The organism is Rhodanobacter sp. IGA1.0 (genome assembly GCF_040208325.1).
Classification (GTDB): domain Bacteria; phylum Pseudomonadota; class Gammaproteobacteria; order Xanthomonadales; family Rhodanobacteraceae; genus Rhodanobacter; species Rhodanobacter spathiphylli.
In genome coordinates, this window is the sequence record NZ_CP157948.1 from 3,609,407 (window position 1) to 3,633,598 (window position 24,192).

The window sequence follows — 24,192 nt, forward strand, 5'->3', positions numbered from 1 at the left end:
CGGTTACACCGCAGCCGCTCCTCCCACGATTTCGGAAATTTCCTGGGTGATCGCGGCCTGGCGGGCCTTGTTGTAGACCAGCGTCAATTCGCCGATCACCTTGTTCGCGTTGTCCGACGCGCTCTTCATCGCGACCATGCGGGCGGCGTGCTCGCTGGCCAGGTTCTCCAGGGCCGCCTGGTACACCACGGACTCGATGTAGCGACCCAGCACGTGCTCCAGCACGGTCTGCGCGTCGGGCTCGTAGATGTAGTCCCAGTCGTGGCTCGCTTCCAGCTTCACGCCGGCGTAAGCCGACTCGCCGGCCGCCTGGTGGGCTTCCATTTCCGTGGCCACCAGCGGCAACGGCAGCAGCGCGTCGATGGTCGGCTTCTGCGTCATGGTGTTGACGAAGTCGTTGTAGGCGAGGAACACGCGATCCAGACCGTTGGACGTATAGGCGTCCATCATCACCTTGATCACGCCGACCAGCTGCTCCAGCCTGGGCTTCTCGCCCAGATGGGTCACGCTGCCGATCAGGTTGACGCCCTTGAGCCGGCGGAAGAACGCCACCGCCTTCTGGCCCACCGCGACCACGTCGACCTGCACGCCCTGCTTCTGCCACTCGACGATGGCCGGCAGCAGGCGACGGAACAGGTTGGAGTTGAGGCCACCGCACAGGCCGCGGTCGGTCGACACCACGATGAAACCGACCCGCGCCACGTTGTCGCGCTGGGTCAGGAACGGATGGCTGAAATCCGTGCTGGCCTGGGCCACGTGCGCGATCACCTTGCGCATCGAGCGGGCGTACGGACGCGAAGCCTTCATCAGGTCCTGCGCACGACGGATCTTCGCGGCAGAGACCATTTCGAGCGCGCGCGTCACCTTGCGCATGTTCTGCGTGCTCTTGATCTTGGTTTTGATTTCGCGTCCGCTGGCCATGCTTTACTCGCTCGCTTTGCTCACTCGGGGGAATCGGGAATGGGGAATGGGGAATGGTTCAAAGCGGAGCGCGATGCGCCGTGGCTCTTCCTATTCCCGATTCCCGATTCTCTATTCCCTGTTCCCGGCTCCTCTTACCAGCTACCGGTCTTCTTGTACTCGTCCAGCGAGGCCTTGAAGGTCGCTTCGATGTCGCCATTCCAGTCACCGGTGGCCACGATCTTCTTCATCAGCTCTTCGTGGTTCTGGTGCATGAAGGCGTGCAGGCCCTTCTCGAACGCCAGCACCTTGTTCACCGGCAGATCGTCGAGGTAGCCCTTCTCGGCCGCGTACACCGACAGCGCCAGCTCGGCGATGGAAAGCGGCGCGTACTGCGCCTGCTTCATCAGCTCGGTCACGCGCTGACCACGGTCCAGCTGGGCGCGGGTGGCCGGGTCCAGATCCGAGGCGAACTGCGCAAACGCGGCCAGCTCGCGGAACTGCGCCAGCGCCAGCTTCACGCCGCCGGACAGCTTCTTGACGATCTTGGTCTGCGCGGCGCCGCCGACGCGGGACACCGAGATACCGGCGTTCACGGCCGGACGGATGCCGGCGTTGAACAGGTCGGTTTCCAGGAAGATCTGGCCGTCGGTGATCGAGATCACGTTGGTCGGCACGAACGCCGAAACGTCGCCGCCCTGCGTCTCGATGATCGGCAGCGCGGTCAGCGAACCGGTCTTGCCCTTCACTTCGCCATTGGTGAACTTCTCGACGTATTCCTCGGACACGCGCGATGCGCGCTCGAGCAGACGGGAGTGGAGATAGAACACGTCGCCCGGATACGCTTCGCGGCCCGGCGGACGCTTCAGCAGCAGCGAGATCTGGCGATACGCCACGGCCTGCTTGGAAAGATCGTCGTACACGATCAGTGCGTCTTCGCCGCGATCGCGGAAGTATTCACCCATCGCGCAACCCGAATACGGCGCCACGTACTGCAGCGCAGCCGACTCGGAGGCCGAGGCGACCACCACGATGGTGTGCGCCAGCGCGCCGTGCGCTTCCAGCTTGCGCACCACGTTGGCCACCGACGAGCGCTTCTGGCCGATCGCCACGTAGATGCACTTAATGCCCGAACCCTTCTGCGCGATGATCGCGTCGATCGCCAGCGCGGTCTTGCCGGTCTGGCGGTCGCCGATGATCAGCTCGCGCTGGCCACGACCGACCGGGATCATCGCGTCGACCGACTTGTAGCCGGTCTGCAGCGGCTGATCGACCGACTTGCGCCAGATCACGCCCGGCGCGACCTTCTCGACTTCGGCGTTGAGCTTGGCGTTGATCGGACCCTTGCCGTCGATCGGGTTGCCCAGCGCGTCGACGACGCGGCCGAGCAGTTCCGGGCCAACCGGCACTTCGAGGATGCGGCCGGTGGTCTTGGCAGTGTCGCCTTCGCGCAGGTGCTGGTATTCACCCAGCACCACCGCGCCGACCGAGTCGCGCTCGAGGTTCAGCGCCAGCGCAAACGCGTTGCCCGGCAGTTCGATCATTTCGCCCTGCATCACGTCGGCCAGGCCGTGGATGCGCACGATGCCGTCGGACACGCTGATGATCGTGCCCTCGTTGCGCGCTTCCGCACCGAGCTTGAACTGCTCGATGCGGCTCTTGATCAGTTCGCTGATCTCGGACGGATTCAGTGTAGTGCTGGACATGGTTGCCTATCCCGGAATTGAATTCTCTTTTGAAGAGTCCGGCCATGGATGACCGGCTTTTGCTCTTCGCGAAACGGACTTCGCGTAAAACTTATTGGCTCAACGCACTGGCCAGCTGCGCGAGACGTCCGCGCGCCGAACCGTCGATCACTTCCGTGCCGGTATCGATCACCACGCCGGCCAGCAGCGAGGCATCGACCGAGGTCTCCAGTTCGATCTCGCGCTTGAAACGGCGCTTCAGCGAAGCCTTGAGCTGTTCGGACTGCGCTGCGTCCAGGCTCATCGCGCTGGTCACCTTGACCAGCAGCTGCGACTCGGACTCACGCTTGAGCGTCTCGAACAACTCGGCCACTTCGGGCAGCAACACCAGCCGACGCTGTTCGGCCATCTCGCTCAGGAACTGACCGAACGGCGCATCGACCGCCATGCCGGCTGGCAGATGCAGCGCCACCAGCTGAGCCGGCAGCACCCGCGGATCGTTGCCGAGGCCGGCCACCAGCGGGTCGCCGGCCACCGCCGCCGCAAACGCCAGCGACTGCGACCACGAAGCCAGCGTGCCGGACGCGTGCGCCACTTCAAACGCGGCGCGGGCGTACGGACGGGCGAGAGTGATTGCCTGAGCCATCGATCAGATCTCGGCCGCAAGCTGGTCGAGCAGGGCCTTGTGCGTCGAGGCGTCCACCTCGCGCTGCACGATCTTGCTGGCACCCTGCACCGCGAGCGCACCGACCTGCTCACGCAGCTGGTCGCGCGCACGCTGCGCCATAGACGCGATGTCGTCCTGCGCCGCGGCCTTCAGACGGTTGATCTCGCTGATCGCTTCGCCACGGGCCTTTTCGATGATCTGATTGGCCTGCTGCTGGGCCTTGTCGATGATCTCCGACGCCTGCAGGCGCGCCTGCTTGATCTCGCCAGCCACCTTCACGTCCGCGCTCTTCAGCTCGGCGTGGGCGCGCTCGGCGGCATTCAGGCCTTCGGCGATCTTGACCTGGCGATCTTCGATGGCCTTGTTGATGTGCGGCCAGATGAAGTGGACGCTGAACCAGATCAGGATGGCGAACGAAATCATTTCGCCAATCAAGGTCGCGTTGAAATCCATCGCTGCGTTACCTGTAAATACGGAACAAGACAAACGCGGGAATCAGGGAAACCCGCGCCAGATACGCGATGACGCCTCGACGGGCGCCATCGCGAGCGTGCTTCTTACTGACCCGCGCCAGCGGCGGACAGCACCTTGCCCAGCAGCGGGTTGGCCACGGCGAAGTACATCGCCAGCGCCACGCCGATCAGGAACGCGGCGTCGATCAGACCAGCCAGCAGGAACATGCGGCCCTGCAGCAGCGGCACCAGCTCCGGCTGACGCGCGGCGGCTTCAAGGAACTTCGAACCCATGATGCCGATACCGATACAGGCGCCGAGCGCACCAAAACCGATGATCAGGCCGAGCGCGATGGCGGTGAAGCCCTGGATTTGTGCAAACTGGACGAGATGTTCCACGGTAGTCTCCTGAGAAATTCAAACTGGAATAGACAAAGCGGTTGCAGCAGATGATTCGAAGATGCCGATCAGTGGTGATCGTGCGCCATCGAGATGTACACGATCGTCAGCACCATGAAGATGAACGCCTGGATCGAGATGATCAGGATGTGGAAGATGCCCCACACCGTGTAGCCGATGATGCCCGCACCATACAGCGCCCAGCCCGCCAGGCCGGCACCGGCGCTGAACAGGCCGGCGATCAGCATGAACACCAGCTCGCCTGCATACATGTTGCCGAACAGTCGCATCGCCAGGCTCACCGGCTTGGAGGCAAGCTCGACCAGGTTCAGCGCGAAATTGGGGATCCACAGCAGCGGATGCTTGCCGAACGGCGCGGTGAACAGCTCGCTCATGTAGCCGCCGGCGCCCTTGGCCTTGAAGCTGTAGAAGATGATCAGCACGAACACCGTCAGTGACATCGCGAACGTCATGTTGATGTCGGCGGTGGGCACGGCGCGGAAATGACCCACGCCGAACTTCTCGGTGATCCACGGCATCAGGTCGACCGGCAGCAGGTCCATCGCATTCATCAGGAACACCCAGACGAACACGGTCAACGCCAGCGGCCCCAGCACGCGGCGATCACCGTGGAACACGTCCTTGACCTGGCCATCGACGAACTCGAGGATGATCTCGACGAACGCCTGACCCTTGCCCGGCACGCCGGCCGTGGCCTTGCGCGCCTTCAGCCAGAACCACAGGCAGAACAGCACGCCCAGCACCAGCGACACGGTGACCGAGTCGACGTGCACCGCCCAGAACCCGCCCTCGCTGGCATGCGGAGTCAGGTGCTTGAGATGGTGCTGGATGTATTCGGTAAGACCGCCAGTCGGCTCGCTTGCCATGGATCAACCCTTGAATCTGAACGCCAGCAGATAAACCGCGTAAGCCGCCGCCAACCCCGTGATGGCGGCCAGCGGTGGCAACTTGAGTTGGAACAGGATCACGATCAGCCCTCCGACGATCACGATCCATTTCAGGAGCACGCCCGTCAGCAAACGACCCAACGCCTGACCCGCGCCCGTCACGCCGCTGAAGAATCGCGCCGACATCAGCGCGGTACCCAGCGCCACCATCGTCGCGCCCGCAGCAGCCGAAACCGCTTCACGCGGTCCCGATGCGAGAAACACGAGGCCGACCAGCAACGCCACCAGCGACTGCAGCAGGACAATGCGCAGCGCGATGCGTCGACCGGAGGCAAGACTGTTGAGCAACGTAGCTTCTCCGCGCGGCCTGCAGCAGGCGGCACCGATACAGCTGCGGGCCACGATCCAATCCGTAAAAGTATAGCAGTTGAAAAGTTGCCGGGACAAGCCGTGAAAGCTGCGACATTGTCTCCCGCGGCACGCTTAACGCATTGAATTGTGAACCCCGCGGAGCCCTGCCACAGGATCTTTCGAGGCCACACGCAAACAGGGCCGGAACGAAGTCCGGCCCTGTTCGGGTCACGCAGAGCGCAACTGATCCCGCCTGATTACTTGGCGGAAGCCTTCTTGGCGGCCACCGGCGCGGCGACCGCGTCATTGGCAGCCTGACGCTGCTCCTGCACGAGGGCATTCAGCGACTCGGCGGTCTTCTGGGTCACGGCGATCACTTCCTGCGAAACGGCCACGGCGCGCTCCGCATTCTCGCGGCTCAGGCTGCTGCCCTTTTCCCACAGGCTGCGCAGGCCGTCCATGTCGCGGGTTTCCATCGCCTCGGCGACGAACTGGGCGGAGACCTTGGACTGCTCCTCGAGCGCCTTGAGCTGCAGCTCGGCGACCGTCTCCAGGCCCTTCAAGGCCAGCGACTGCGCCTTGAAAGCGCTGTCGGTGAACTGCTTGGTGAAAGCGAAAAGCTGGTTGTTGAACTGCTGCGTCATGGCTTGGTCCTCGTTGAGGATGGGGTAGTGGCAGCCATTCTAGCGAAAGATTTTGTGCAGTGCAATATATATTTCCGGGCGACAACCAGACCATCGGGGAAATATTCAGGAAAAACGATCTGTTGGAGTCGCCATGGGCCACATCGCGCCGCGTCAAAGCGCTCATCCCGAAACCAGTCAACCCCGCCCTCGACCGAAGACTGCAGAGCCGGGCACGGTCAGGTGGGTTGGCCAGGAAAGGGGCCCGGCGAAGTCAGGCGTCCGGGTCACATGCCCCGGTATCGACATCCCGACGTGCAGGTTTCATGCACCACCACTTCGGAAAGCAGCGGCAGCGCGGGCTTCAGCCGATCCCAGATCCACACCGCCAACCGCTCGCTGGTCGGATTCTCCAATCCCTGGATGTCATTGAGATAGTGATGATCGAGCTGTTCGTAGATCGGCTGAAACACCGCTTTGACATCGCCGAAATCCATCACCCAGCCCGACTCCGCGCCCACATCGCCAGTCAAATGCAATTCGACCCGGAACGAATGCCCATGCAGCCGCGCACACTTGTGGCCCTCCGGCACGTTGGGCAGGCGGTGGGCTGCTTCGAGAGTGAATACTTTGAAGATGTTCATCGGTCGATTGTACAGCCCGCCGCAAAGCCGCCCGGCATCGGTAGAAAGAGGACACTCCCAGCCAGCCTGCGCCGCAATGACCTCACGAACAGAGGCCAGCTTCCACCTGAGGACATGGCTGACGGAACACAGGAAGAAATCGCAGGCGCCAAGAAAGTCGGGCACCTTGGTTATGCAAGGTCTGCGATCGACTTCCGCGATTTGCAAAGAGGCGTTTGGTGGTATGGGTGCACTCGAACAAGGGCCACCAAACCTTTGTCCAGCACTGCTCTTTGGAATTCGCAGACAACGCCTACCGTCAAAGTTACCGTCAGGTGCTTCGCGGTAGCTACTTCGTGACGCCCACTATTGTAATGGCTGTCACTTAAACCTGCAGTAGGACGGTCCTGCGTAGCACCCGTTTTATCCCGCGCAATCACGCGTTAGGCGGCCTCGATCATCGACTCGCTGATGCGTGCCCGCATCCAGCCCAGTACGACGAGATTACGGATGGCACCGGCTACAGCGTCTTTTTTTTCCTCGCTGCTCCAAGACTTCTTCCAGTCGAGGATGAAATCGTAGATTTGTTGCTCCTCGACGTCCGCGGAGGCGTTTCCTTGTTTGAGTTGACGACTGGCATAAAGCACGGTCATCACCTCTTCGGCCTGCTCTGTGCTCTTGATCCGGCTAAACAGGTCAACTGTCTTGGCGATCTTCTTCTGGTGCAGGGCAATCCGTTCCGCAAACCGGGAGCGGTCCTTTGCATACTCTGGCCCAACGCGCAGCGCCACCATGCGCCCTAACGGCTCCTCAATCAGCCAGTTTCGATTGGCAAGGTCGTGCAGCGCCGGCTTTACGTCATCGGAGTACGGACCATAGGAACCCTTGCCGAACCTAAACCCTGTCGGCACGCCCATCTCGGTGACGACATAGCAGATCTTCTGAAAAATCGTCCTGCCCACCGGATTGGCATAAGGCTGCGCCTGCAGTTCGCGCAGCACCTCCATGAGGACCACCCAGTCGGGATTCATCTTCGCGTATCGACGACCCTTGCCTTCCAGACTCATCTGGGACGGTGCCGTCAGGAACTCCTCGGCCAACTGTGGTTTTGGCGTGCCGTAAGGCGCATACAGCTCCAGGTCGATCGGCAGCTTGTGCAGCTTGCGGTGGATTAGAGGACCGACCTCGTTCCACTCTAGCCCACCGTTGCCGCAACCGAGCGGTGGCATCGCCACACTGGCAAGTCCCCATTCGTCCACATGGGCAGCGAAGTAATCGAGGCCACGTTCTATATCCGCAAGCCGCGAGGCGGAACGCCAATGCCCCTTGGTCGGAAAATTCACGATCAGAGTGCCGGAGGCGTCGCGATACAGGTAAGGCTCGCCCAGACGCACGGCCTTCTGCTCACAGCGGCGCTGGTAGTCCTCGAACATGGCGGGGTAGCGCTTGCGAAACTGTTCGGCCACACCCTTGCCCATCACGCCGACGCAGTTGACCGTATTCACCAAGGCCTGCGCCCGGCTCTCGAACATATCCCCGATGAGCGCCTTGAACATGATCAAACCCCGCCAGCTTGACGAAAGAATAGCACCGGATCAACACTCACCGGCAGGCCACATCCAAGCCCGAGCAGCCGTTGCTGTGCTTGCACATCAATGACATAGGTGCCTCTCAGAAATCGAGATTCCACCCGGTGTGGCACCAGCACTTCAGCGCATTTGCGCGCCTTGTGCCGCCAATAGGCCACCGGGTCATCCGGGTGCCGCCAGTCCATCGCATAGATGTCATCGAATGCCAGTTCAGACCACTGGGAAGGATGCAGGAAGCGCACCCAACTGCTAGCAGCGTTCTGGTCGGAAATGACGGTACCCTCAAGCGTCAGCACTTCTGTCGACACACGCAGGACACATAAGTTCGCCGCGTCGCCCAGGCGCTTGAACAGCATCGGGTTGCGCGCGTGGAAGTACAGGTTGGCGTACTGATGGAGCTTTAAGCCGCCCGGAACCACTTTCTGATCGCGCAGATCTTGCACCGGTTGCATGGCCACCGAGGCATGTGCCTGTGCTGCCGCGCGCTCGTACGACAGGATGCCATGCGCCATCACAGAGCCGATGTTGACCATCGGCATGATGGAGTGAAGCTCAGTGACGCGTGGGTCCATGGCCTAATCAGCTGCCGTGCTCAAGCAACAAGCTTTGGAGGGCTCTGCCACATTGAAAGTGCGACAGCCGATGGCGCTTCCGCCCAGAGGTGGTGACTGGCTTCGTTGAGACAAGTTTGGAGGATGGTCCATTGTGCGGATCATTGTCCGCGATTTGATCAGTGTGGGCCATCGGCCTCACTGAGTCGCTCGCTCCTCGGCAGCCTCCGCGCTACTCGCCATCCGACCAAAGCTCACCACACGGTGAGCTCGACGACCTGGAAACCGTAGGAATGGTCATGATGGCACGAGGATCGATCTCTGTTCGCCACAACTAGCTGGACTGGCGCTAAGCTTGGCAATGCCTTTCCAGATAGAACTCATCTCATGGATGTTTCGCATTCCCCAAGCCGCACCGCACTTGAAATTGCCGAGGCCATCAAGGGCGGCTTCGCTCGTATAGCCGAGCTATACGACGAAGTCCGGTTTGGCGAAACCTACGAGACGCTTTTCAAGAATGTTGTTGAATCGCTGCAGTCGGGCCGAACCGTCAGAGAAATGGATCACGAACTCCGGATCCACTTTCTCACAAGCCCGGAGCGCCACCCCGAGGTTCCCTTCTGGATGGCGACTGCCAACTTCTTGAATGCGCAGCGACTATTTGAAGTCGACCAACTCGCGGCATCCCAGAAGGCCGTCGAAAGTGCCACCTTTTGGGTGGAGGACTGCTCTTATCGGCCACCGACACGTGACACGATTTTAAGGGACGCCTCAAAAAAAGGTACTGCCAATAGGAATGCACGATTTCAACCCCTCAAGGATGAAATGGTGCGACTGATCAAGACGAAACGACCTATTGAAGGCTGGAAGTCCAAGGCACAGGTCGTCTCGCTGATCTACAAAGAAATAAATGTCCTAAACGAATCGCTCAACTGGGTGCTGACGTCGTCCAACTTGAAACGAAAACTTCGTGAATGGCTGAACACGGAACTTGCCATCGTGGCCGCCTTCGAGGAGACGAGGCGTCGCTGACCGCTTGCAGCGACGCCTCGTTCGGTACACATCGCACAAGTGGCTGACGTGCGCTGAGGCTCAGCGCGAATTGGATTGCCGCCTTGTTGGAACACATTTTTGGTCAAGAGCCGTGAGCGTCGATGACACCAGCGCCAGTCGCGACAGTCATGATCCGGCCAGTTGCCCCATCACCTCTGGAAACTGGTTGGTTAACTTGGGGAGATGGTCTGCCGCACGCGGTTCTGTCGAGGATTGGGCGGGTAGACACCGCCCGCGCCGAAGGTCCGGCTGCGATCCCGCACCTGAAATCGCACGTAGTAATCCACCTTCGTGAGGTAGCGTACAACTTTCTTCAGCGTCTCCCACGAACCGTCGTCGCTACGGAGAATAGTTCCGATCCCGCACTCCTGATATTTCTCCTTGGCTTTGTTGCAGTTGTAGAACATCCCTTTCCCTTCGGTGATGATCTTCCAGTGATCACCCAGGGCATCGGCAATGACGATATCCTGGCGTACTTTCTGCCCATCCAGGAAGATTGCGAAATGGAGGTGGTGACCTTTCTCGAACCCCCACTCCAATTTCCAGACGTAGCCGGCCATGCAATATTCGAACGGTCCACGCCTGAGGTAGTCCAGGAATTGATCACGGTGCTCCTGCGCAACCTTCAGATCGATTCCCTGACCATGGAATCCTCCCGGTCCGTACTCAGAGAAATACTCTAGATCAATTCGGATGACGACCAGCTTCGAGTAGTGCTTGCGTAGATCTGTCAGCAAATCCTTGGCTCGCCTGGCATTGTCCCGTTCTGCACGCTTCAAATTGTCCAAGCGCTTGGGAACTGCGGTTCCACGAGCCAGTCTCCGGATCTTGCTCACGGCGTTGTTCAAATACTCGACTGTGCCCGGATGTAGCTTTTCGTACTCATACCGAATTGCAGAGGTATGACGTTTGAAAATGATGTACAGCGGACTGAAGCGATGCTGTGGATACTGGCGGTGTATGGCTTGGGTGTCGGCCTTGAGGCACCTGAGGAACCGTACCCCCAACGGGGTCGCACGCGCGATCGTCCGGTTGGCCTGAGTCTCGGTGTAGAAGAGACGAACCTTGGTTTGGACTACCTGAGCCATCGTTTCGACAATCAGCTTCACATCGCGTGCATGCGTCCTTTGATGAGTGATAGCCCTCTTGCCATTCTCCAGCCATATAAAAGACCAGTCTTCTAAGTTTGTGATCTCGTTACTCATTCCCCATTACCTTTGACAATTAAGTAATACAACAAACAACAAACAGTGTTCACTCCTATTTCAAATGCCCGGTTTCAAATCTATTTTGGGGCTCGATGGGTGGGATAGCCTGCCGATATTCGGTCGAATCGATGGATATCCCCAAGCGCTTGCCAAGAAAGTTAACGTCGTGCGACTCCCTCCCGGGCCTGCATCAGGCCCTTGATGTACTCTTCGATCTCGTGCTCCAGAAAACCGACGCTGCCTCCCAAGCGAACCGGCCGGGGGAAGTCCGGTTTGAACTGGCTGGACTTCGGATCTCCATAGCTGTAGAGAGTCGAACGACCGATTCCAAGCGCTTTTTCGACGGTGGGCCGCCGCAGTATCCTGAAGCGAGTGGATGGCTGGTTACTCATGATGTGCTCCTGTTTTGTGTTGCTTGCTCACCTTAGTCAGACGCACCTTCCCCGCCTAGAACCTGCAGCCGCAGGTAGAAAAAATACGTAGGCAGAAGGTGGCTTTTGTTCTCAATGGTCCAGATGAGCGACAGCCCCGCAATGACGTAAATTGGTTCCGGAGCCCGAAAATTGGGCCCTCCCCCTGCTATTTCGCCCTTTCCGGGCTAGCTGGCTCGTTCGAACCCTTCAGGAAAAGAAAAAGGAAGTGGACAGAGCGCGCGCCCCAGGACTCGCGCTCTGCTCGCCATTTCCTAGTGAACATCCACGCGCTGCAAGGACAGCTTGGGAACGAGCGCGGCACTCAGAAAAGTGCCTCGCTCTTGGTTCCACGCGCGCCAGCCGCAAATCCGGCCGATGAAGCAGGAGGTGACCTCTCATCGACCTCACAGGTTTTTCCGCATCTCGCGCTACGCGAGATCGCCCGTCGGTGCATTTGTATGCATCCCGCATCGCCGCATATCGTCGATACCTGCGCCTAACGACCCAGATAGTGGCCAAGGCCGTAAAGCGCAAAGCCGTACACCACCACGATGCCTATGACTCGAAACATTCGCGTTCTCCTCGTTGTTGATATCAGGCCGCCCCCAGACGGGCGACCTTGTCGTCAAGCCTGCCGCGCAGGCCAGTAGTCACTTCGGGGGCGCTCAGGGCGTCGCCACCCCCTTGTTCTGTGCCGGAATAGAACTCTTCCACCACTGCCGGCACGTCTTCAGCCAAGTCCTCGAAGGCCCCATTGGCAAATCCCTTGCGGGCAGCCTCATCCAGCGCCTCTTGATCAAAGCCGATGTCCCGTCGCTGTTGATCCAACTGGCGTGCCTCGACGATGGCTTGCTCCACCGTCAGGCCGGTACGAATCACCAGGTCGACGTAGAAGATCGCCGCGCGGTGGCTCATCGCCGTGGACTTGCCTCGCAGCTTCAGCTCCAGCGGCAGGCACGCGAGCCGACCACCCGACACGGCATGGAAGTACTGGAGCCGCGCTGCCAACGTGCGGATGGTGTTGAAGGATGTAGTCCGCAGCACAAACGAGCCCAGCGCATCCACCTCACCATCGCCTACCAGCACATTCAGACGGGCATACGCCTTGCACTCGCCTTTGGCAAAGCCACATGCATCAGGACCCACGCACGGAAGGCTGGCCATCCCCTCCTTCCCCATGCGCCGGCAGGTCTCACCATTACCCACGCACACGGGCCTGCCCGTGGTGCGATCGAATAGCGAGTAGTCGGCGCGCAGGTTGAGCGCCGGGTCGTTGAACAGCATGCGTACCGGGATCGATCGCAGCTTGCCACCCGACTCCTTTCGCAGTGCCTCATCCGACGGATGCAGCACCCAGCCATCGCGGCTCTGGACCTGGGTGGTCAGGGTGAACTGGTCGTCTTTCTCTGGCAGGCGCTTGCCGTTGCGCTCGACCACGCGCCCAATGGAAATTCGCCCCAGGACGGGCGGAGTAATGGCCAAACCTTTCAACATGGGAAATTCCTTACGTGGGATCGGATGCGAGAGACAGCATGAACCGGCGCGAGCCGGGGCGAGGTACGGTGTATTGCGCGGCAATCTGTGGGAGATCCGCAGCCAAACGTTTGGTGTCGAGGCTTGTGCCGTCCTTGGATCGTTTGTATGTCACCTCGCCGGTAGCGAACACCGCCTTGGAGGCATCGCCCATCGCCTGCTGGATGGATTGCTTGAGCTGCTCGGCCAGCTCTTCTTTTTCGTCGACCTCGGTCTTCAGCGCTGACAGCGCAGCGAAGGTCTGGGACAGAGCGTCGTCCTGACTGAAGTCGAGCGAGGTGTCATTGCCACGGTACATCTGACGCAAGGCGCGTGCCGATGACTCGCTCCCATCGGCCGGCGGCTCGATGTCGTGTTGCACGCACTCCCAGAACTTCGTCTCCAGCACGACTAGGCGGGCGATGACCTCCTCGTCCCGTTGGATGCGATGGATCTCCAGTTGTTGGCCGCACAGCAGCACCGCGACATCCGCTGCCTGTTTGCCCGTCACGGCGAGCTGGTGCTGTACCTGCAGCTGGACGTACTCCGGCACACCGTCGCGCCACAAATGGGACCCAAACTCGCCCGCCGTTTTGCACTCCAAAATCTGCACCTCCGGACTACCCACAACCTCCCGGTCGATGTTCGCCAGCATGAAGTTGAACGTGGGGTGCTGGAGTACGGCATTTATGCGGCGCACCTTGCGTCCGGTTTTCTCCTGGTAGGCGGTCGCGACGAAGGGTTCGAGCAACGTGCCCCAGTAACGGGGATCATCCATCCCGGGACTTTCCTGGTTGGCCGCGACTCGCCCGGTTTTCTCCAGCCACAACTCAAGCTGGCTCTTGTAGGGGTTGAGGCCTACCGCCGTCGCGGCATCGGAGCTGCCGATACCGCCCTGGCGCACTTCCAGCCATTGGCCTCGGTCGAGCGTGCGCGTATCGACCAATCGCAGTGCCGCATGCTTCTTCATTTGTGTCTCCCCCAAAGAAAAAGCCCGGCCAAAGGGCCGGGCGTTATGACGTTTGCATCGGAGTGATCTCACCAGCTGGCGCGGTAGTAAATGTCCCAGCCTTGCTCCTGCAGAACGATGGCGTGACTGAGTATGTCCAGCGTGTACTGCAGTTCCTCTACATCCAGATCGGCACCATCCTCGCCGGAAAAATGCTGAGTCACGCATGCCGGATTGTCGATCACTCGCTCGCACATCCGTTGCAGATCTTGCAGGCAACGGTTGTCCACATAGGCCGGGCAACAGTCATCGCTCCCTTCCTGTGCGTTGCCCACGAACCACCGATGCAAGGCACCGAACTTGCGCCAATAACCGACCCGTACCGTGACGCCGCTGATTTCCAGCAAGGACGGGTCTCGACCTGGCTTCTCCCTCGATGGCACGTAGCCGATGGCCGCGCCAATGGCACGGCGCATCGGCTCCGTCTGCGAGTCGCAGGGCACCACATGCCACTTGGCTTCCAGATACATATCCAGTCCCACGGCATCTCTCCTTCAGGCCACCAGCTTCATGGCTTCGTCCCAGGCACGCTGCTTGATCTGCGCCCCTTGGCCGAACCAGGCCGCATCACGGCGGTGATCGTCGCTGCGTGCCCGGCGGTGATGGTCGACAAACTCGGTCACGCTGTTGAGCAGACCCCATGCCGTGCCGCGGCTGGACGTCATCAGCGCGCCGCGGCCACCGCCCTCGTACAGCGAGCGGACCGTGGCCAAGGCCTGTTCGTTGACCACCGGTGGCTTACCGTCCGGTGCCGCATAGGTGAGCACCCGACGCAGCAGACCCTCGACCGAATCGGGATCCACCGGCCGATCGACCAACGCCTTCATGCGAACCACGAAGCCATCCCAGGACGACACGGTGATCCCCAGTTGGCGCTTTACCGCTTCTGCATCGAACTGGCTGCGGTGTGGCACCTTGATCGCACTGCTGGCGTTCCCCAGCGCAATTTGCAGAGTGTTGTTGCAGACAACCCGCACCGAGGTGAACTGCGCCGTGGTGGCCAGCGTGCCGTCGCAAGCTGTAGCCAGCAGCAGGTAGCCGTCCACGCGGTCGCGGCCCTTGAGCGTGCTGCTCTGGCCTGTCTTGGCCAGCGCCCAGAACTTGCGGCCCTCGCGCAGCACACCTGCCGTTTCCAGCTCGAAGCCGTTGCAGGCGGTCAGGTCGCGATAGAACTCCAGGATCTCGCCCGGCTGCACGACATGAAAGCGCTTGGATACCACCGCCAATGGGGCTTTGGTATCGGAGCGGTACAGCACCTTCTGCCCCGGGAAGGCGTTTATGACTCCGACGTTGTTGTTGCCGGAGATGTATCGGACTTCAGACTGCTCGATCTGCCAGTCCATGCCCGCGTTCTTCTTCCAGACCTCGATGGGTTGCTGCGGGGCAAGCTTGTTGCCCAGGCCATGCCACGGCTTCTCGCCGGCGTAGGCCATTGTTTCAACTAAGTGCATGTTCGTTTCCTCGTTAGTAGTGGCATAAACGCACAAGGCCCGGACATGCCGGGCCTTGTGCGCAGTGCTTGTGACGCGTTGGATCAGGGAGCTTTGAAGTCACCACAGCGGGTGCATCGAACGATGCCCACCAGAACCGCGGTAGCTACCACTAGGACGCAGTAGACCGTGTCGAGTTTTCCTGTCATGAGTCAGGTACCCCTTACGAACGCTGCGACGCGGAGCGTACAAACGCGAAGCCGATGACCACCGGCTTCACATGAGTAATATGGATCCGAGATTTTTTTGATGGGGGTGCATGCACTGGAAAAAATGCATCACCTGACCGATCGAAGATGACCATCTCGCCGACAAGCATGATCTTTAACGAGCCATCGGACGGCGGCAACCGACCCAAAGCGAAAGTAGCCGACGGTGGATCTGATCCGAAAAGCTGGCATTCTCGACTTCGACGTGGGCAGCGTCCTCCACTATTAAGTCAAAGATCCGCCCGCTCTACCTTACAGTAGTAATATCATTGCGCAGTTAGCATACCGATGCGAAACCATACATCGGCACACGGGGGCGTCCTTTGCGCATCAACCACGCCGCGCAGATCTGCGCACTTTCAGCGTCCGATCTAGAGGAATTCATCGCCGACTGGCTCGCCCAGCGCTGCAAGGACTACTACGCCCACGAGCTGTGGCGTGGAACGGGCGACATGGGTCGCGATGCAACGGGGTACGTGACTGACCGCCGCATGGAGGGTCCATGGGACAATTTCCAGTGCAAGCAGCTCAGTTCGAAACTGTCCGAGCTGGCCGCCTTCGTCGAACTCGGCAAAATATTCAAGCATTCGGCCGACGGCGCGTTCTCACTACCGCGCTCCTACACCTATGTCGCGCCGTTCGGTGTTGTTCGGCGTGTGCAGCACTTCGTCGCCCATCCGGAACAATTCAGGCAGGCCTTCCTGGACCGCTGGGATAACGACATTGCTGAACGCCTTGTGGGGAACCAGATCGTCAAGTTGACCCCCGGGATTGAGGCCATGATCCAGGCGTTCGACTTCAAGAATGTCGACTGGCTCGATGCGGTACGTCTCGTCAATGACCCCGCATGCAAACCGGGTCTGGTGGCATGGTTTGGCGCCGATCCGGGTCCCGGGCCGAGGGGCGTCGTGCCCAACGAGATTCAGGCTAGCGAGTCCGCCTACATCGGTCAGCTCCTCAATGTCTACGATGAGAAGAAGCCGGGGACTTGTCCGGATGTCGCGGCGGCGCTCGCTTGCCCAGAATTTGGCCCGCATCTGCGCCTCCAGCGCACCCGCTTCTTCGATTCCGTAGCCTTTGATCGCTTCTACCGTGATTCCACGCCCGATGAGTATCTGCGGAACTTCAAGGATGAGATTTATCACGGTGTCGTCGACGTTCATGCCGGTACGCATGCCGGCCGCTTCACGCGGCTCGGCCAAGTGATGCAACAGGCGGCCGTCTTGCAGCCCTCCGGGGTACTAGGCAAGCATGCGGGCCCTCAGGTCAAGCAAGGCACCTGCCACCAGTTTGCGAATGAAGGGCTCCTGCCTTGGGACCGCTAGAGCGCCATGCGTCGGGCGCGCACCCGTTCAACAGCACACTTGAGACCGGCATCAGAGCGCTGGTGGTGTTGGATGCTTTATACCCTCGGCGCTGCGATCTCCTTGAGATTACCTGGCTCGACCACCTCGTCGTGCACACCGGTGACCTCGATGGTCTGGGCGTACCGGAAAGCCTGCATCCGGATTTGCCCAACCGCGCGGGCGAGTTGCTCGTGCGCCGCCAACTGGTTGAGAAGAGCCTGCGCCTGATGCAGCAGGTGCATCTCGTCGATCTGTTCGAAACCGAGGACGGCATTGCGTTCGGTGCCAGCGAGGACGCTCCGAGCTATCTGGCTCTGCTGCAAGCGCCGTACTCTCTCGCCCTCAAGCAACGCGCCAAATGGATGGCGGACCGCTTCGAGGGCATGCAGACCGCCGATATCCGGGCGCTGATCGAAGGCCGCATCGGACGTTGGACCGCTGACTTTCGAGCCGAAGAGCTGCCTGCGGAGCTTCTGAAATGACCGGCATCCGTCTGCGCCATCTAGCCTTCACCGGCCCGAACATCGAACCCGCCGAACTTGAGTTCGACGATGGCCTGAACATCGTTTACGGTGCCTCCAACACCGGCAAGTCCTTTGCGTCGAAGGCCATCCTCTTCGTTCTTGGCGCATCTACGAAGCTGCCCGAGACCGAGGAAATCGCGGCCTACGATGGTGTCTGGCTTGGCATCACTTTGGCCGACCGGGGTGACTTCACGCTCTATCGAGCGACGCGGGGCGGCCACCTCAAGCTCTACGTGGGCCTGTGCAAGGGGCCCAATGGCAACGGGGAAGTGCTACGCCAGACCCATGATCAGAAGCGTATCGATACCGTCTCGCATCGAATGCTTGATGCGATCGGCCTCGCCAACAAGTGGGTTGTGCGTGACGGCAACGGGAAAAAGGAGTCGCTTTCCATCCGTTTGCTGTCGAAGTACGCCGTGGTGGGCGAACAGGACATTATGTCCGAGTCCAGCCCTGTCTATTTGTCGGGCAGTCCGCAGGAGCGAACGTTTGAGCAGAACCTCTTCAAGCTCCTCCTCACCGGCACCGACGATTCGGCCGCCGTGACGGTTCAGAAGGTGACAGAGCGCAAGGCCGCCAAGGCCGCGAAGATAGAGCTGGTCGATGAACTGCTTGCGCAACTCGATGCTGAGCTCGGCGAGGAGCCTCCGGACAAAAAGGAGACTGACGAACAGCTAAAGCGTCTCGATCAGAATGCAGATGGCTTGCTCGCTCGATTGCAGAACGCGCAAAACGAGCTAGACGGGCTCGTGATTAAGCGACGCGCCATGATTGATCACTGCCGAGAGCTGAGGGAACGCGCCGGCGAGCTGGAACTGACATTGCAACGCTTCGCCAAGCTACATGCGGTCTATAGTTCTGACTTGGATCGTCTGCACTCCATCGAGGAGAGCGGGTACGTGCTGGTGGCCATGGCCGGACGGGACTGTTCGGTATGTGGCGCTCCGCCTGGCGCCCAGAAACACAATCACGCGGCGGACGAAATCTCGATGGCGCACACGGCCGCTGCCGCCGAAGCCCGAAAAATCGAGCGCGAGCAGCGAGAGCTGGCGCACGTGGTCGTCTCGCTTGAGGCCGAGTTCGTCGGCCTGAGCAGGACCATCGACAAGCTCACGGCCGATACTGAGAAGCTTGACGGTGCCATCCAACGACTGCGTCCCCAAGAGGCGTCGCTTCGAGAGAGCTACGAGTTCTATAACTCGAAGCGCATCGAAATCCTGAAGGTGCTGGACCTCTATCAGCGACGCGAGAAGTTAGCCGCGCGACGGACGGAGATCGGTGCTGTTTCCACGAAGCGCGAGGGCGAGCCAGCACCTGTGGGCCCGGACTCAACGACCATATTCAACTTCGGCGAGACGGTGAAGGCGGTGTTGAAGGCCTGGAAGTTTCCCGACGCCGACAAGGTTCAGTTCGATGGGATGGCCAACGACATCACCGTTGCCGGAAAATCCCGAGCGGCCAACGGCAAGGGGGTTCGCGCGGTGCTCCACGCGGCCTTTAATGTCGCGGTAGTAGTCCACTGCATCGAGAGCAACCTACCGCATCCAGGGTTCCTCGTGCTCGACACGCCGCTCCTCACATATCGCGAGCCGCTGACCTCAAGACATGGCGACTTGTCGGAGGACGAGGCCGTGCTCAAAGCGACCACACTCGCAGAGCACTTCTATAAGCACCTCGCGAGCCTCAAGAGCTACGTGCAGGTCATCGTCATCGAGAACTCGGATCCACCTTCAACCATCGAAGGGGTGGCCCGGATCGAGACGTTCACTGGCAGTCAGGGCAATGGGCGGGCTGGGTTGCTCGCAAGGCCCGCCTGACCCTCGCGCCAGACGGCACCGCCGAGCGCCACATTCCATGCAGGCGGCCTGATCATTGGCTTTCGGTTCGGGTGGTCGACCTCATTCGCGTCCGCATCGAAATTCTTGAGTCGATGCGAGTCTTCATAGAAAACCACGCTCCGCCATGCTGACGCACTCACTGCCCACCACAATGTGATCCAGGATACGAACGCCAATGAGTCTCAGCGCTTCACGAAGCTCATTGGTAAGCGCGCGGTCAGCAGCACTGGGCTCCGCCAAGCCGCTCGGATGGTTGTGTGCAAGGATCGCCGCACTGGCATTGATAGCCAGCGCTGCTCGGACCACCTCCCGGGGATGGACGCTCGCGCCATCGACAGTACCTGTGAAGAGCTTTTGGCAGTCGAGGATGCGGTGCCTGTTGTCCAGCCAGAGGACGTGGAACTCCTCGTGTAGAAGCGCACCCAGACGCATACGAAGGAAGTCGTTGGCATCGGTCGGACTGCCAATGCTGCCTTGGCGCTCAAGCTTGCCTCTCAGGATGCCTTCGGCCGCGGCGAGTACGTCCTGCTCCGTCGTTTCGCCAGTGAGTTTGTAGCGTGTGTAGGTCAAAGATTGCGCGATATGCATGACGAACTCCTTTTGGGCGACACAAACGCATAGAGCCCGGCTTCATAGCCGGGCTCTATGCGTGATGGCGAGGAAAGATTAGGAAACGAACGGAGCCAAATAGGGACAGTAACGACGTGGATGTCGGCAGCCGCGGCTTGACTGCGACTTCGCGGGACGACGAAGGCGGCGTTGCAACAGGCGCATGATGCGAGTCACTTAGGGGTCGCCCTCATTTTCGAGGGCCTCCCCGCCGCAGTCGCTACCAGCAAACAAAAGGCTGGCACGCAATCGATAGCGAAGCTTGCGGCACCAGCTCATGCGCGAGAGCTCTACCGCTCTCCGTGGGGTGATATAGATCTGAAGGTATTTCCGATCGACAATTTGGATGCATACGTCGACCAGGATGGTGACAACGCGGAACTTCACCGATTCCTAGACCGTCCAGCGTCAACACGCTCGCCAAGGACCCGCCCGGAAGCACTTACAATCTCTCACTTGACGGTCTCTTGCCCGTTTCGTCCGCGCCCACCAGCTATGGACGGGAATCCACAAGTTGCAGGATTCTAATTTGATCGAACCCACATCTTGTCGGTTACCCTTGTTAAGACAACCGGATTAACCGCCAAGCTGATATGAGCCCCGAAGGGCCTGATTGATGCGACTGACTTCGCAGGGGAAGTGATGCATAAGTATCCTGAAGGATTGTTGGATTGGTCTGGAGACAGGGCTGGCGGCGTAAAGAAGCTCTTCTATAAGGGGAGTGGCCGCCCTTCCGGCGACGTGATCACGACAAGGTTGCTCAAGCGACTGTCCGACTGGGCCCAGAACATAGCGAGTGGCAAGGAAGGCACGCCCAGAGCGGTGCTGCTGATCGGTGGGCCCGGCAATGGCAAGACCGAGGCTATCGAGTACACGATTCAAGAGCTTGATGCCGCGATGCAACTAGGCGGGGCACTGCGCGAGGAATTCGCAGCGCAGTATTCCGGGGGAGGCGACCTTACCCGGCGGCTCGTCCAAACTAACAGGACCCAGTTCCCGAAATGTAGCCGAATCTCGGCGATCGCCCTCGTCCAAGATGGCTCCGAGGGTGAACAAGGAGATAGCGCCACTCCTGCGGAGCACGTGTGTAACGACATGCGCATGCTTTTGGAGGGGCACGAGGGATATGTCTACATGGCCTGCGTCAATCGTGGGGTTCTGGATGATGCTTTGATCTTGTCCACTGAGCGGGGCGACTCCAAGGTGGTGGGATTGATCAAGCAGGTAGTCCAATCCGCTTCATTGGTAGCCAAGGGGATAGCTTGTTGGCCTCTTGATGGTTACCCGACCTTCGGGGTCTGGCCAATGGATGTGGAGTCGCTGGTCGAGGAGACAAACAGCGTTGCATCGGCCGCGCGACAAGTGCTCAATGTGGCTACGAGGGAGGAAATGTGGCCTGAATTCGCGAGCTGCGAGGCCGGCGACCATTGCCCGTTCTGCATTAACAGGAAATTACTCGCCGGTGAGCCCCATCGATCGTCGTACATCCAGATACTGCGCTGGTTCGAGATTGCCAGCGGTAAGCGGTGGAACTTCCGCGACCTCTTTTCGCTGACGGCCTTCTTACTAGCCGGCACGACTGAATCGGCTGGCGTTGGCACTTACCATCCCTGCCGGTGGTCAGCATCGTTGCTGTCCCCCAAAGAGCGGGACCCAGTGAAAGCTGAGGCGAAGAGAGTGCGAGGCCTATTCAAGCTAGTTGCGGCCCAATACCAGCATGCATTGTTTGGAGCCTGGCCAGTGGAGAAAGCCTCAGCGCTCAAGCGCGACATCAAAGAGTTGAAGGTGGATACGCAACCGGCGCTGGTTGCGCTGCAGCAGTTCCTCGCGTTGGACAAAAGAAAGGAATCAACATCTACATTGCGCACGCAGTTGGCAGGCATGGGTAGCTATCTTGACCCTGCCTTTGCGAGCCCCGCACTGGAAGTAGCCGTTAGCGCCAACACCACCATCAGGTTCGAGGATCTAGACCGACGCTTCAGCCTTTCAATTCAGGAAGCGCGGAGGTTCCTCCAGAAGTACCAATGCCTGTCGTCGATCGAGATTGATCTCCTTAAAGCGCTAGAAGTTGCCGACGTGATGCTCTCAGACGAGTCCACCCGACGCCGCAAGCCTGCGGTGGCCGAAAGGATTCAGGCGTTCGTTAGGCTTATTGCATGTCGCATCGCCCGTCGATCCATCGGAGTCAGGTGTGGAATTACCAAGGACTCGGATGTTCTGGCTGAATTCAACCAAGTCCTCAATGGCAACGCGTCCGCCTTGCAAGTGGCAACCCAGCAAGTTGAAGGGTTGCTCAACAGCAAGGATCGTCGTTTTGTCGTTAGCCTGAACACGACGTTTGGCGAGCCGCTACCTCCCCCAGAACGCAGAGTGATACTGACAACTGACATACAAAGGGTTCGCCCCATGCCTCAATTACTGGATGACAGCAGGCCAAGGTTCCCTGTTCGTTTTCTAAGCGTAGGGTCTGGTGCCGCCGCACAACCAGTCGCCCTGACCTACGAATTATTCAAGGCCACAACGTCATTGCGGAAAGGAATGGTTCCTGCGTCGTTACCTCGATCCGTCGTCGCACTCCTAGATACCACCCGCGCAAAACTGGCTGGATCGGTAGTGCGCGATGAGGAGACACTCGAAGGAAGCAAGATCCACCTCGGTATACGGGATGACGTGATTGTGCGTAATTTCGGGACTTTCCTGATTCGCAAGGAGCAGGTCTGATGTCAGAACAAGATTTCCTCAAGGAGCCATGGGGGCAGGGTAAATCGCATCAAGCGTTCGAAAAGTCCATGTTCAATATCCGGCCGGCCCCGGAGTTCTCGACCGGTGAAGTAGTGTTGTCCTCGCTCTATCGAGCATCGGGCTTCAGGGATGTTTCTGAGAAACAAGTAAAGGGACTTGGTGACGAACTTAGCAAGGCTGCGGACAAAGCAAAAAGGAAGGACGCAAAAGCCGGCGCGATCCAACCGGATACCTGGCGGACGGTTCTGGATCGCCTCGTCCAAAGCCCCAAGGTTTCGCAGCAATCCTCGAAGCGGTTTATGTCGCTGTCCCCGGTAGTGCCGGATACAGCGCTTTATTCGGGCGCGGCTAGATTGAGCGGCAACCCTTGGAATCCAGGCCAGCTCGTGAAGCGGATCGTGCAGATGGGGGCGTCTTCCGATGAGGCTGCCACGAATGCGTGGCAACACCTGCATGAGGCACTGAATGTCGGCACCACCGATGATGTATGGGCGCGCTGGCTTCAAGAAGAATTTGAGCTACGCCGGAAGGCTGGAGTGGAATGGCAGCCCACAATGTTGCCTGCGCTTGGCGGATTCCCAGCAGTCGACCGATCGCGATTTCAATACCCTGCAAAGCAGTTCGTCGCCGATCTGGACGGAATCATCCAAGCCAAGCCGGCAATGACCCGACGCCAATGGATCAGCTTGCTGGAAGCGGTGCTACGGCTCGGCACCGTGAGCCATGTGCTTTGGCTGTGCGATGTAAACGACAGGATATGGAAGATTGCCCGTGCAGTGCTGGAAAGCGATGACGCCAAGGTGCCAGGTTCCGAGGACCAGGTTGTATTCCAAGTGCTTTCGGTGAAGAAAAGGATGCTTTCCTTTGGCCACCCAGCGATTCCCATGCTTCGGGATTACACATCCAAATATCTTTCCGCGCGACTCGGCTTGAATCGGGTGCTTTGGGCTTTGGACGAGATGAAGGTCCCGGTAGTCAATTTGGATTCCATAGCGGGAATTCGTGCTTTTCTAACGACCGTTAAGGCTCGGCGGAAGGGACTGGTGGATGCAGGGGTTGTCGAGTCACTCAACGAACTGTCTGACCGTGAGACCCGCACCATAACCTGCAAGAAGGGGATTGGTGCCAATTTGATGGAGTTCGCCCAATACACACTCGGGCAGCGCCAGACGATGGACGAAACCCTGCGGGGATACGATCAGGGATATTTCCTCAGGAAGCGCGGCGCGGCGCGAAATGCTGCATGGGTGCTTGCGCTCGGACCTGCATCAGTTCTCGCCATGACCCATTGTTGTCTACATGAGGTCAAGGGTCCTCGCTCGGTACAGCGGCTTGCCAAGCATCTAGGGTCGTATGGGATCGAATTCGACCTTCATGGCTTAAACGATAGCGACCTTGGCCGCCAATTGCGCATGCTTGGCTTAGTGCTAGATAGCCCGGACGCCGAGAGTGGGATGCTGCTTGTCCCTCCTTTTGCAAACTGAAAGTGGT

The 24,192-nt window shown here is 59.7% G+C and carries 24 protein-coding genes; 6 read left to right on the forward strand and 18 right to left on the reverse strand.

Annotation, left to right across the window (positions count from 1 at the left end; all coding sequences use genetic code 11):
• Nucleotides 1–3: 3 nt before the first annotated feature.
• From atpG to ABNK63_RS16245, 11 genes are all read right to left on the reverse strand, one after another.
• Entirely contained in the window at nt 4–921 is a 918-nt protein-coding gene (gene atpG / locus ABNK63_RS16195; RefSeq protein ID WP_007807025.1) for a F0F1 ATP synthase subunit gamma, read from the reverse strand.
• A 134-nt stretch (nt 922–1,055) separates the two neighbouring features.
• Nucleotides 1,056–2,606, reverse strand: coding sequence for a F0F1 ATP synthase subunit alpha (atpA, locus tag ABNK63_RS16200; RefSeq protein ID WP_204109946.1), 1,551 nt, complete (start codon nt 2,604–2,606; stop codon nt 1,056–1,058).
• 91 nt (nt 2,607–2,697) lie between these two features.
• The gene (locus ABNK63_RS16205) at nt 2,698–3,231 is read right to left on the reverse strand and encodes a F0F1 ATP synthase subunit delta (RefSeq protein WP_350016206.1); all 534 of its coding nucleotides are present in this window, start codon (nt 3,229–3,231) and stop codon (nt 2,698–2,700) included.
• Nucleotides 3,232–3,234: 3 nt separating this feature from the next.
• Nucleotides 3,235–3,705 (reverse strand): F0F1 ATP synthase subunit B, encoded by a 471-nt coding sequence (locus ABNK63_RS16210; RefSeq protein ID WP_007807018.1) that lies wholly within the window; start codon nt 3,703–3,705, stop codon nt 3,235–3,237.
• A 104-nt stretch (nt 3,706–3,809) separates the two neighbouring features.
• A complete protein-coding gene (gene atpE, locus ABNK63_RS16215; protein ID WP_007807016.1) occupies nt 3,810–4,103 on the reverse strand; it encodes a F0F1 ATP synthase subunit C in 294 nt (97 codons plus the stop codon).
• A gap of 68 nt (nt 4,104–4,171) precedes the next feature.
• Nucleotides 4,172–4,990, reverse strand: a complete 819-nt coding sequence (gene atpB, locus ABNK63_RS16220) for a F0F1 ATP synthase subunit A (RefSeq protein ID WP_350016207.1) — start codon at nt 4,988–4,990, stop codon at nt 4,172–4,174.
• A 3-nt stretch (nt 4,991–4,993) separates the two neighbouring features.
• Nucleotides 4,994–5,359 (reverse strand): hypothetical protein, encoded by a 366-nt coding sequence (locus ABNK63_RS16225; RefSeq protein ID WP_350016208.1) that lies wholly within the window; start codon nt 5,357–5,359, stop codon nt 4,994–4,996.
• 260 nt (nt 5,360–5,619) lie between these two features.
• On the reverse strand, nt 5,620–6,006 hold the full coding sequence (locus tag ABNK63_RS16230) for a phasin family protein (RefSeq protein WP_204109948.1): 387 nt from the start codon (nt 6,004–6,006) through the stop codon (nt 5,620–5,622).
• A gap of 266 nt (nt 6,007–6,272) precedes the next feature.
• Nucleotides 6,273–6,629 (reverse strand): 6-carboxytetrahydropterin synthase QueD, encoded by a 357-nt coding sequence (queD, locus tag ABNK63_RS16235; RefSeq protein WP_350017232.1) that lies wholly within the window; start codon nt 6,627–6,629, stop codon nt 6,273–6,275.
• A 422-nt stretch (nt 6,630–7,051) separates the two neighbouring features.
• Nucleotides 7,052–8,164, reverse strand: a complete 1,113-nt coding sequence (locus ABNK63_RS16240; RefSeq protein WP_350016209.1) for a macro domain-containing protein — start codon at nt 8,162–8,164, stop codon at nt 7,052–7,054.
• Between the two features lie 2 nt (nt 8,165–8,166).
• Nucleotides 8,167–8,769, reverse strand: coding sequence for a DUF4433 domain-containing protein (locus ABNK63_RS16245; protein WP_350016210.1), 603 nt, complete (start codon nt 8,767–8,769; stop codon nt 8,167–8,169).
• Between the two features lie 366 nt (nt 8,770–9,135).
• Between ABNK63_RS16245 and ABNK63_RS16250 the strand changes: the two genes are divergently transcribed.
• Nucleotides 9,136–9,780, forward strand: a complete 645-nt coding sequence (locus ABNK63_RS16250) for a hypothetical protein (RefSeq protein WP_350016211.1) — start codon at nt 9,136–9,138, stop codon at nt 9,778–9,780.
• 191 nt (nt 9,781–9,971) lie between these two features.
• Here the strand turns inward: ABNK63_RS16250 and ABNK63_RS16255 are convergent, their stop codons facing one another.
• From ABNK63_RS16255 to ABNK63_RS16280, 6 genes are all read right to left on the reverse strand, one after another.
• The gene (locus ABNK63_RS16255) at nt 9,972–11,006 is read right to left on the reverse strand and encodes an inovirus-type Gp2 protein (protein ID WP_350016212.1); all 1,035 of its coding nucleotides are present in this window, start codon (nt 11,004–11,006) and stop codon (nt 9,972–9,974) included.
• A gap of 161 nt (nt 11,007–11,167) precedes the next feature.
• Nucleotides 11,168–11,401 carry an AlpA family phage regulatory protein gene (locus tag ABNK63_RS16260; protein ID WP_350016213.1) on the reverse strand — a complete coding sequence of 78 codons (234 nt, stop codon included), beginning with the start codon at nt 11,399–11,401 and terminating at the stop codon, nt 11,168–11,170.
• A gap of 615 nt (nt 11,402–12,016) precedes the next feature.
• Nucleotides 12,017–12,916: a hydrolase or metal-binding protein gene (locus tag ABNK63_RS16265; protein WP_350016214.1), complete on the reverse strand. Its 900-nt coding sequence runs from the start codon at nt 12,914–12,916 to the stop codon at nt 12,017–12,019.
• A gap of 10 nt (nt 12,917–12,926) precedes the next feature.
• The gene (locus ABNK63_RS16270) at nt 12,927–13,904 is read right to left on the reverse strand and encodes a lambda-exonuclease family protein (RefSeq protein WP_350016215.1); all 978 of its coding nucleotides are present in this window, start codon (nt 13,902–13,904) and stop codon (nt 12,927–12,929) included.
• A 68-nt stretch (nt 13,905–13,972) separates the two neighbouring features.
• Nucleotides 13,973–14,425 (reverse strand): hypothetical protein, encoded by a 453-nt coding sequence (locus ABNK63_RS16275; protein WP_350016216.1) that lies wholly within the window; start codon nt 14,423–14,425, stop codon nt 13,973–13,975.
• A gap of 12 nt (nt 14,426–14,437) precedes the next feature.
• Nucleotides 14,438–15,394, reverse strand: a complete 957-nt coding sequence (locus ABNK63_RS16280) for a DUF932 domain-containing protein (RefSeq protein ID WP_350016217.1) — start codon at nt 15,392–15,394, stop codon at nt 14,438–14,440.
• A 571-nt stretch (nt 15,395–15,965) separates the two neighbouring features.
• Here ABNK63_RS16280 and ABNK63_RS16285 point away from each other — a divergent pair.
• The 3 genes from ABNK63_RS16285 to ABNK63_RS16295 are packed head-to-tail and all read left to right on the forward strand — an operon-like array spanning nt 15,966 to nt 19,329.
• The gene (locus ABNK63_RS16285; protein ID WP_350016218.1) at nt 15,966–16,967 is read left to right on the forward strand and encodes an ABC-three component system protein; all 1,002 of its coding nucleotides are present in this window, start codon (nt 15,966–15,968) and stop codon (nt 16,965–16,967) included.
• Complete coding sequence (locus tag ABNK63_RS16290; protein WP_350016219.1) at nt 16,955–17,470, forward strand: ABC-three component system middle component 2; 516 nt, start codon at nt 16,955–16,957, stop codon at nt 17,468–17,470. The genes ABNK63_RS16285 and ABNK63_RS16290 overlap by 13 nt, the downstream gene beginning before the upstream one ends.
• On the forward strand, nt 17,467–19,329 hold the full coding sequence (locus ABNK63_RS16295) for a hypothetical protein (protein WP_350016220.1): 1,863 nt from the start codon (nt 17,467–17,469) through the stop codon (nt 19,327–19,329). Before ABNK63_RS16290 ends, ABNK63_RS16295 begins: the two co-directional genes overlap by 4 nt.
• Nucleotides 19,330–19,452: 123 nt before the next feature.
• On the opposite strand, the gene radC is transcribed toward ABNK63_RS16295, so the two are convergent.
• The gene (radC, locus tag ABNK63_RS16300) at nt 19,453–19,938 is read right to left on the reverse strand and encodes a DNA repair protein RadC (RefSeq protein WP_350016221.1); all 486 of its coding nucleotides are present in this window, start codon (nt 19,936–19,938) and stop codon (nt 19,453–19,455) included.
• 663 nt (nt 19,939–20,601) lie between these two features.
• On the opposite strand from radC, the gene ABNK63_RS16305 reads away from it, so the two are divergent.
• Complete coding sequence (locus tag ABNK63_RS16305) at nt 20,602–22,680, forward strand: hypothetical protein (protein WP_350016222.1); 2,079 nt, start codon at nt 20,602–20,604, stop codon at nt 22,678–22,680.
• Nucleotides 22,680–24,185, forward strand: a complete 1,506-nt coding sequence (locus ABNK63_RS16310) for a hypothetical protein (RefSeq protein WP_350016223.1) — start codon at nt 22,680–22,682, stop codon at nt 24,183–24,185. Before ABNK63_RS16305 ends, ABNK63_RS16310 begins: the two co-directional genes overlap by 1 nt.
• Nucleotides 24,186–24,192 lie beyond the last annotated feature (7 nt).

Bases quoted from the DNA above. Each gene is read 5' to 3' on its own strand.
- atpG (WP_007807025.1), bottom strand. From the start codon at position 921: ATGGCCAGCGGACGCGAAATCAAAACCAAGATCAAGAGCACGCAGAAC.
- atpA (WP_204109946.1), bottom strand. From the start codon at position 2,606: ATGTCCAGCACTACACTGAATCCGTCCGAGATCAGCGAACTGATCAAG.
- ABNK63_RS16205 (WP_350016206.1), bottom strand. From the start codon at position 3,231: ATGGCTCAGGCAATCACTCTCGCCCGTCCGTACGCCCGCGCCGCGTTT.
- ABNK63_RS16210 (WP_007807018.1), bottom strand. From the start codon at position 3,705: ATGGATTTCAACGCGACCTTGATTGGCGAAATGATTTCGTTCGCCATC.
- atpB (WP_350016207.1), bottom strand. From the start codon at position 4,990: ATGGCAAGCGAGCCGACTGGCGGTCTTACCGAATACATCCAGCACCAT.
- ABNK63_RS16230 (WP_204109948.1), bottom strand. From the start codon at position 6,006: ATGACGCAGCAGTTCAACAACCAGCTTTTCGCTTTCACCAAGCAGTTC.
- queD (WP_350017232.1), bottom strand. From the start codon at position 6,629: ATGAACATCTTCAAAGTATTCACTCTCGAAGCAGCCCACCGCCTGCCC.
- ABNK63_RS16240 (WP_350016209.1), bottom strand. From the start codon at position 8,164: ATGTTCAAGGCGCTCATCGGGGATATGTTCGAGAGCCGGGCGCAGGCC.
- ABNK63_RS16245 (WP_350016210.1), bottom strand. From the start codon at position 8,769: ATGGACCCACGCGTCACTGAGCTTCACTCCATCATGCCGATGGTCAAC.
- ABNK63_RS16250 (WP_350016211.1), top strand. From the start codon at position 9,136: ATGGATGTTTCGCATTCCCCAAGCCGCACCGCACTTGAAATTGCCGAG.
- ABNK63_RS16255 (WP_350016212.1), bottom strand. From the start codon at position 11,006: ATGAGTAACGAGATCACAAACTTAGAAGACTGGTCTTTTATATGGCTG.
- ABNK63_RS16260 (WP_350016213.1), bottom strand. From the start codon at position 11,401: ATGAGTAACCAGCCATCCACTCGCTTCAGGATACTGCGGCGGCCCACC.
- ABNK63_RS16265 (WP_350016214.1), bottom strand. From the start codon at position 12,916: ATGTTGAAAGGTTTGGCCATTACTCCGCCCGTCCTGGGGCGAATTTCC.
- ABNK63_RS16270 (WP_350016215.1), bottom strand. From the start codon at position 13,904: ATGAAGAAGCATGCGGCACTGCGATTGGTCGATACGCGCACGCTCGAC.
- ABNK63_RS16280 (WP_350016217.1), bottom strand. From the start codon at position 15,394: ATGCACTTAGTTGAAACAATGGCCTACGCCGGCGAGAAGCCGTGGCAT.
- ABNK63_RS16295 (WP_350016220.1), top strand. From the start codon at position 17,467: ATGACCGGCATCCGTCTGCGCCATCTAGCCTTCACCGGCCCGAACATC.
- radC (WP_350016221.1), bottom strand. From the start codon at position 19,938: ATGCATATCGCGCAATCTTTGACCTACACACGCTACAAACTCACTGGC.
- ABNK63_RS16305 (WP_350016222.1), top strand. From the start codon at position 20,602: ATGCATAAGTATCCTGAAGGATTGTTGGATTGGTCTGGAGACAGGGCT.
- ABNK63_RS16310 (WP_350016223.1), top strand. From the start codon at position 22,680: ATGTCAGAACAAGATTTCCTCAAGGAGCCATGGGGGCAGGGTAAATCG.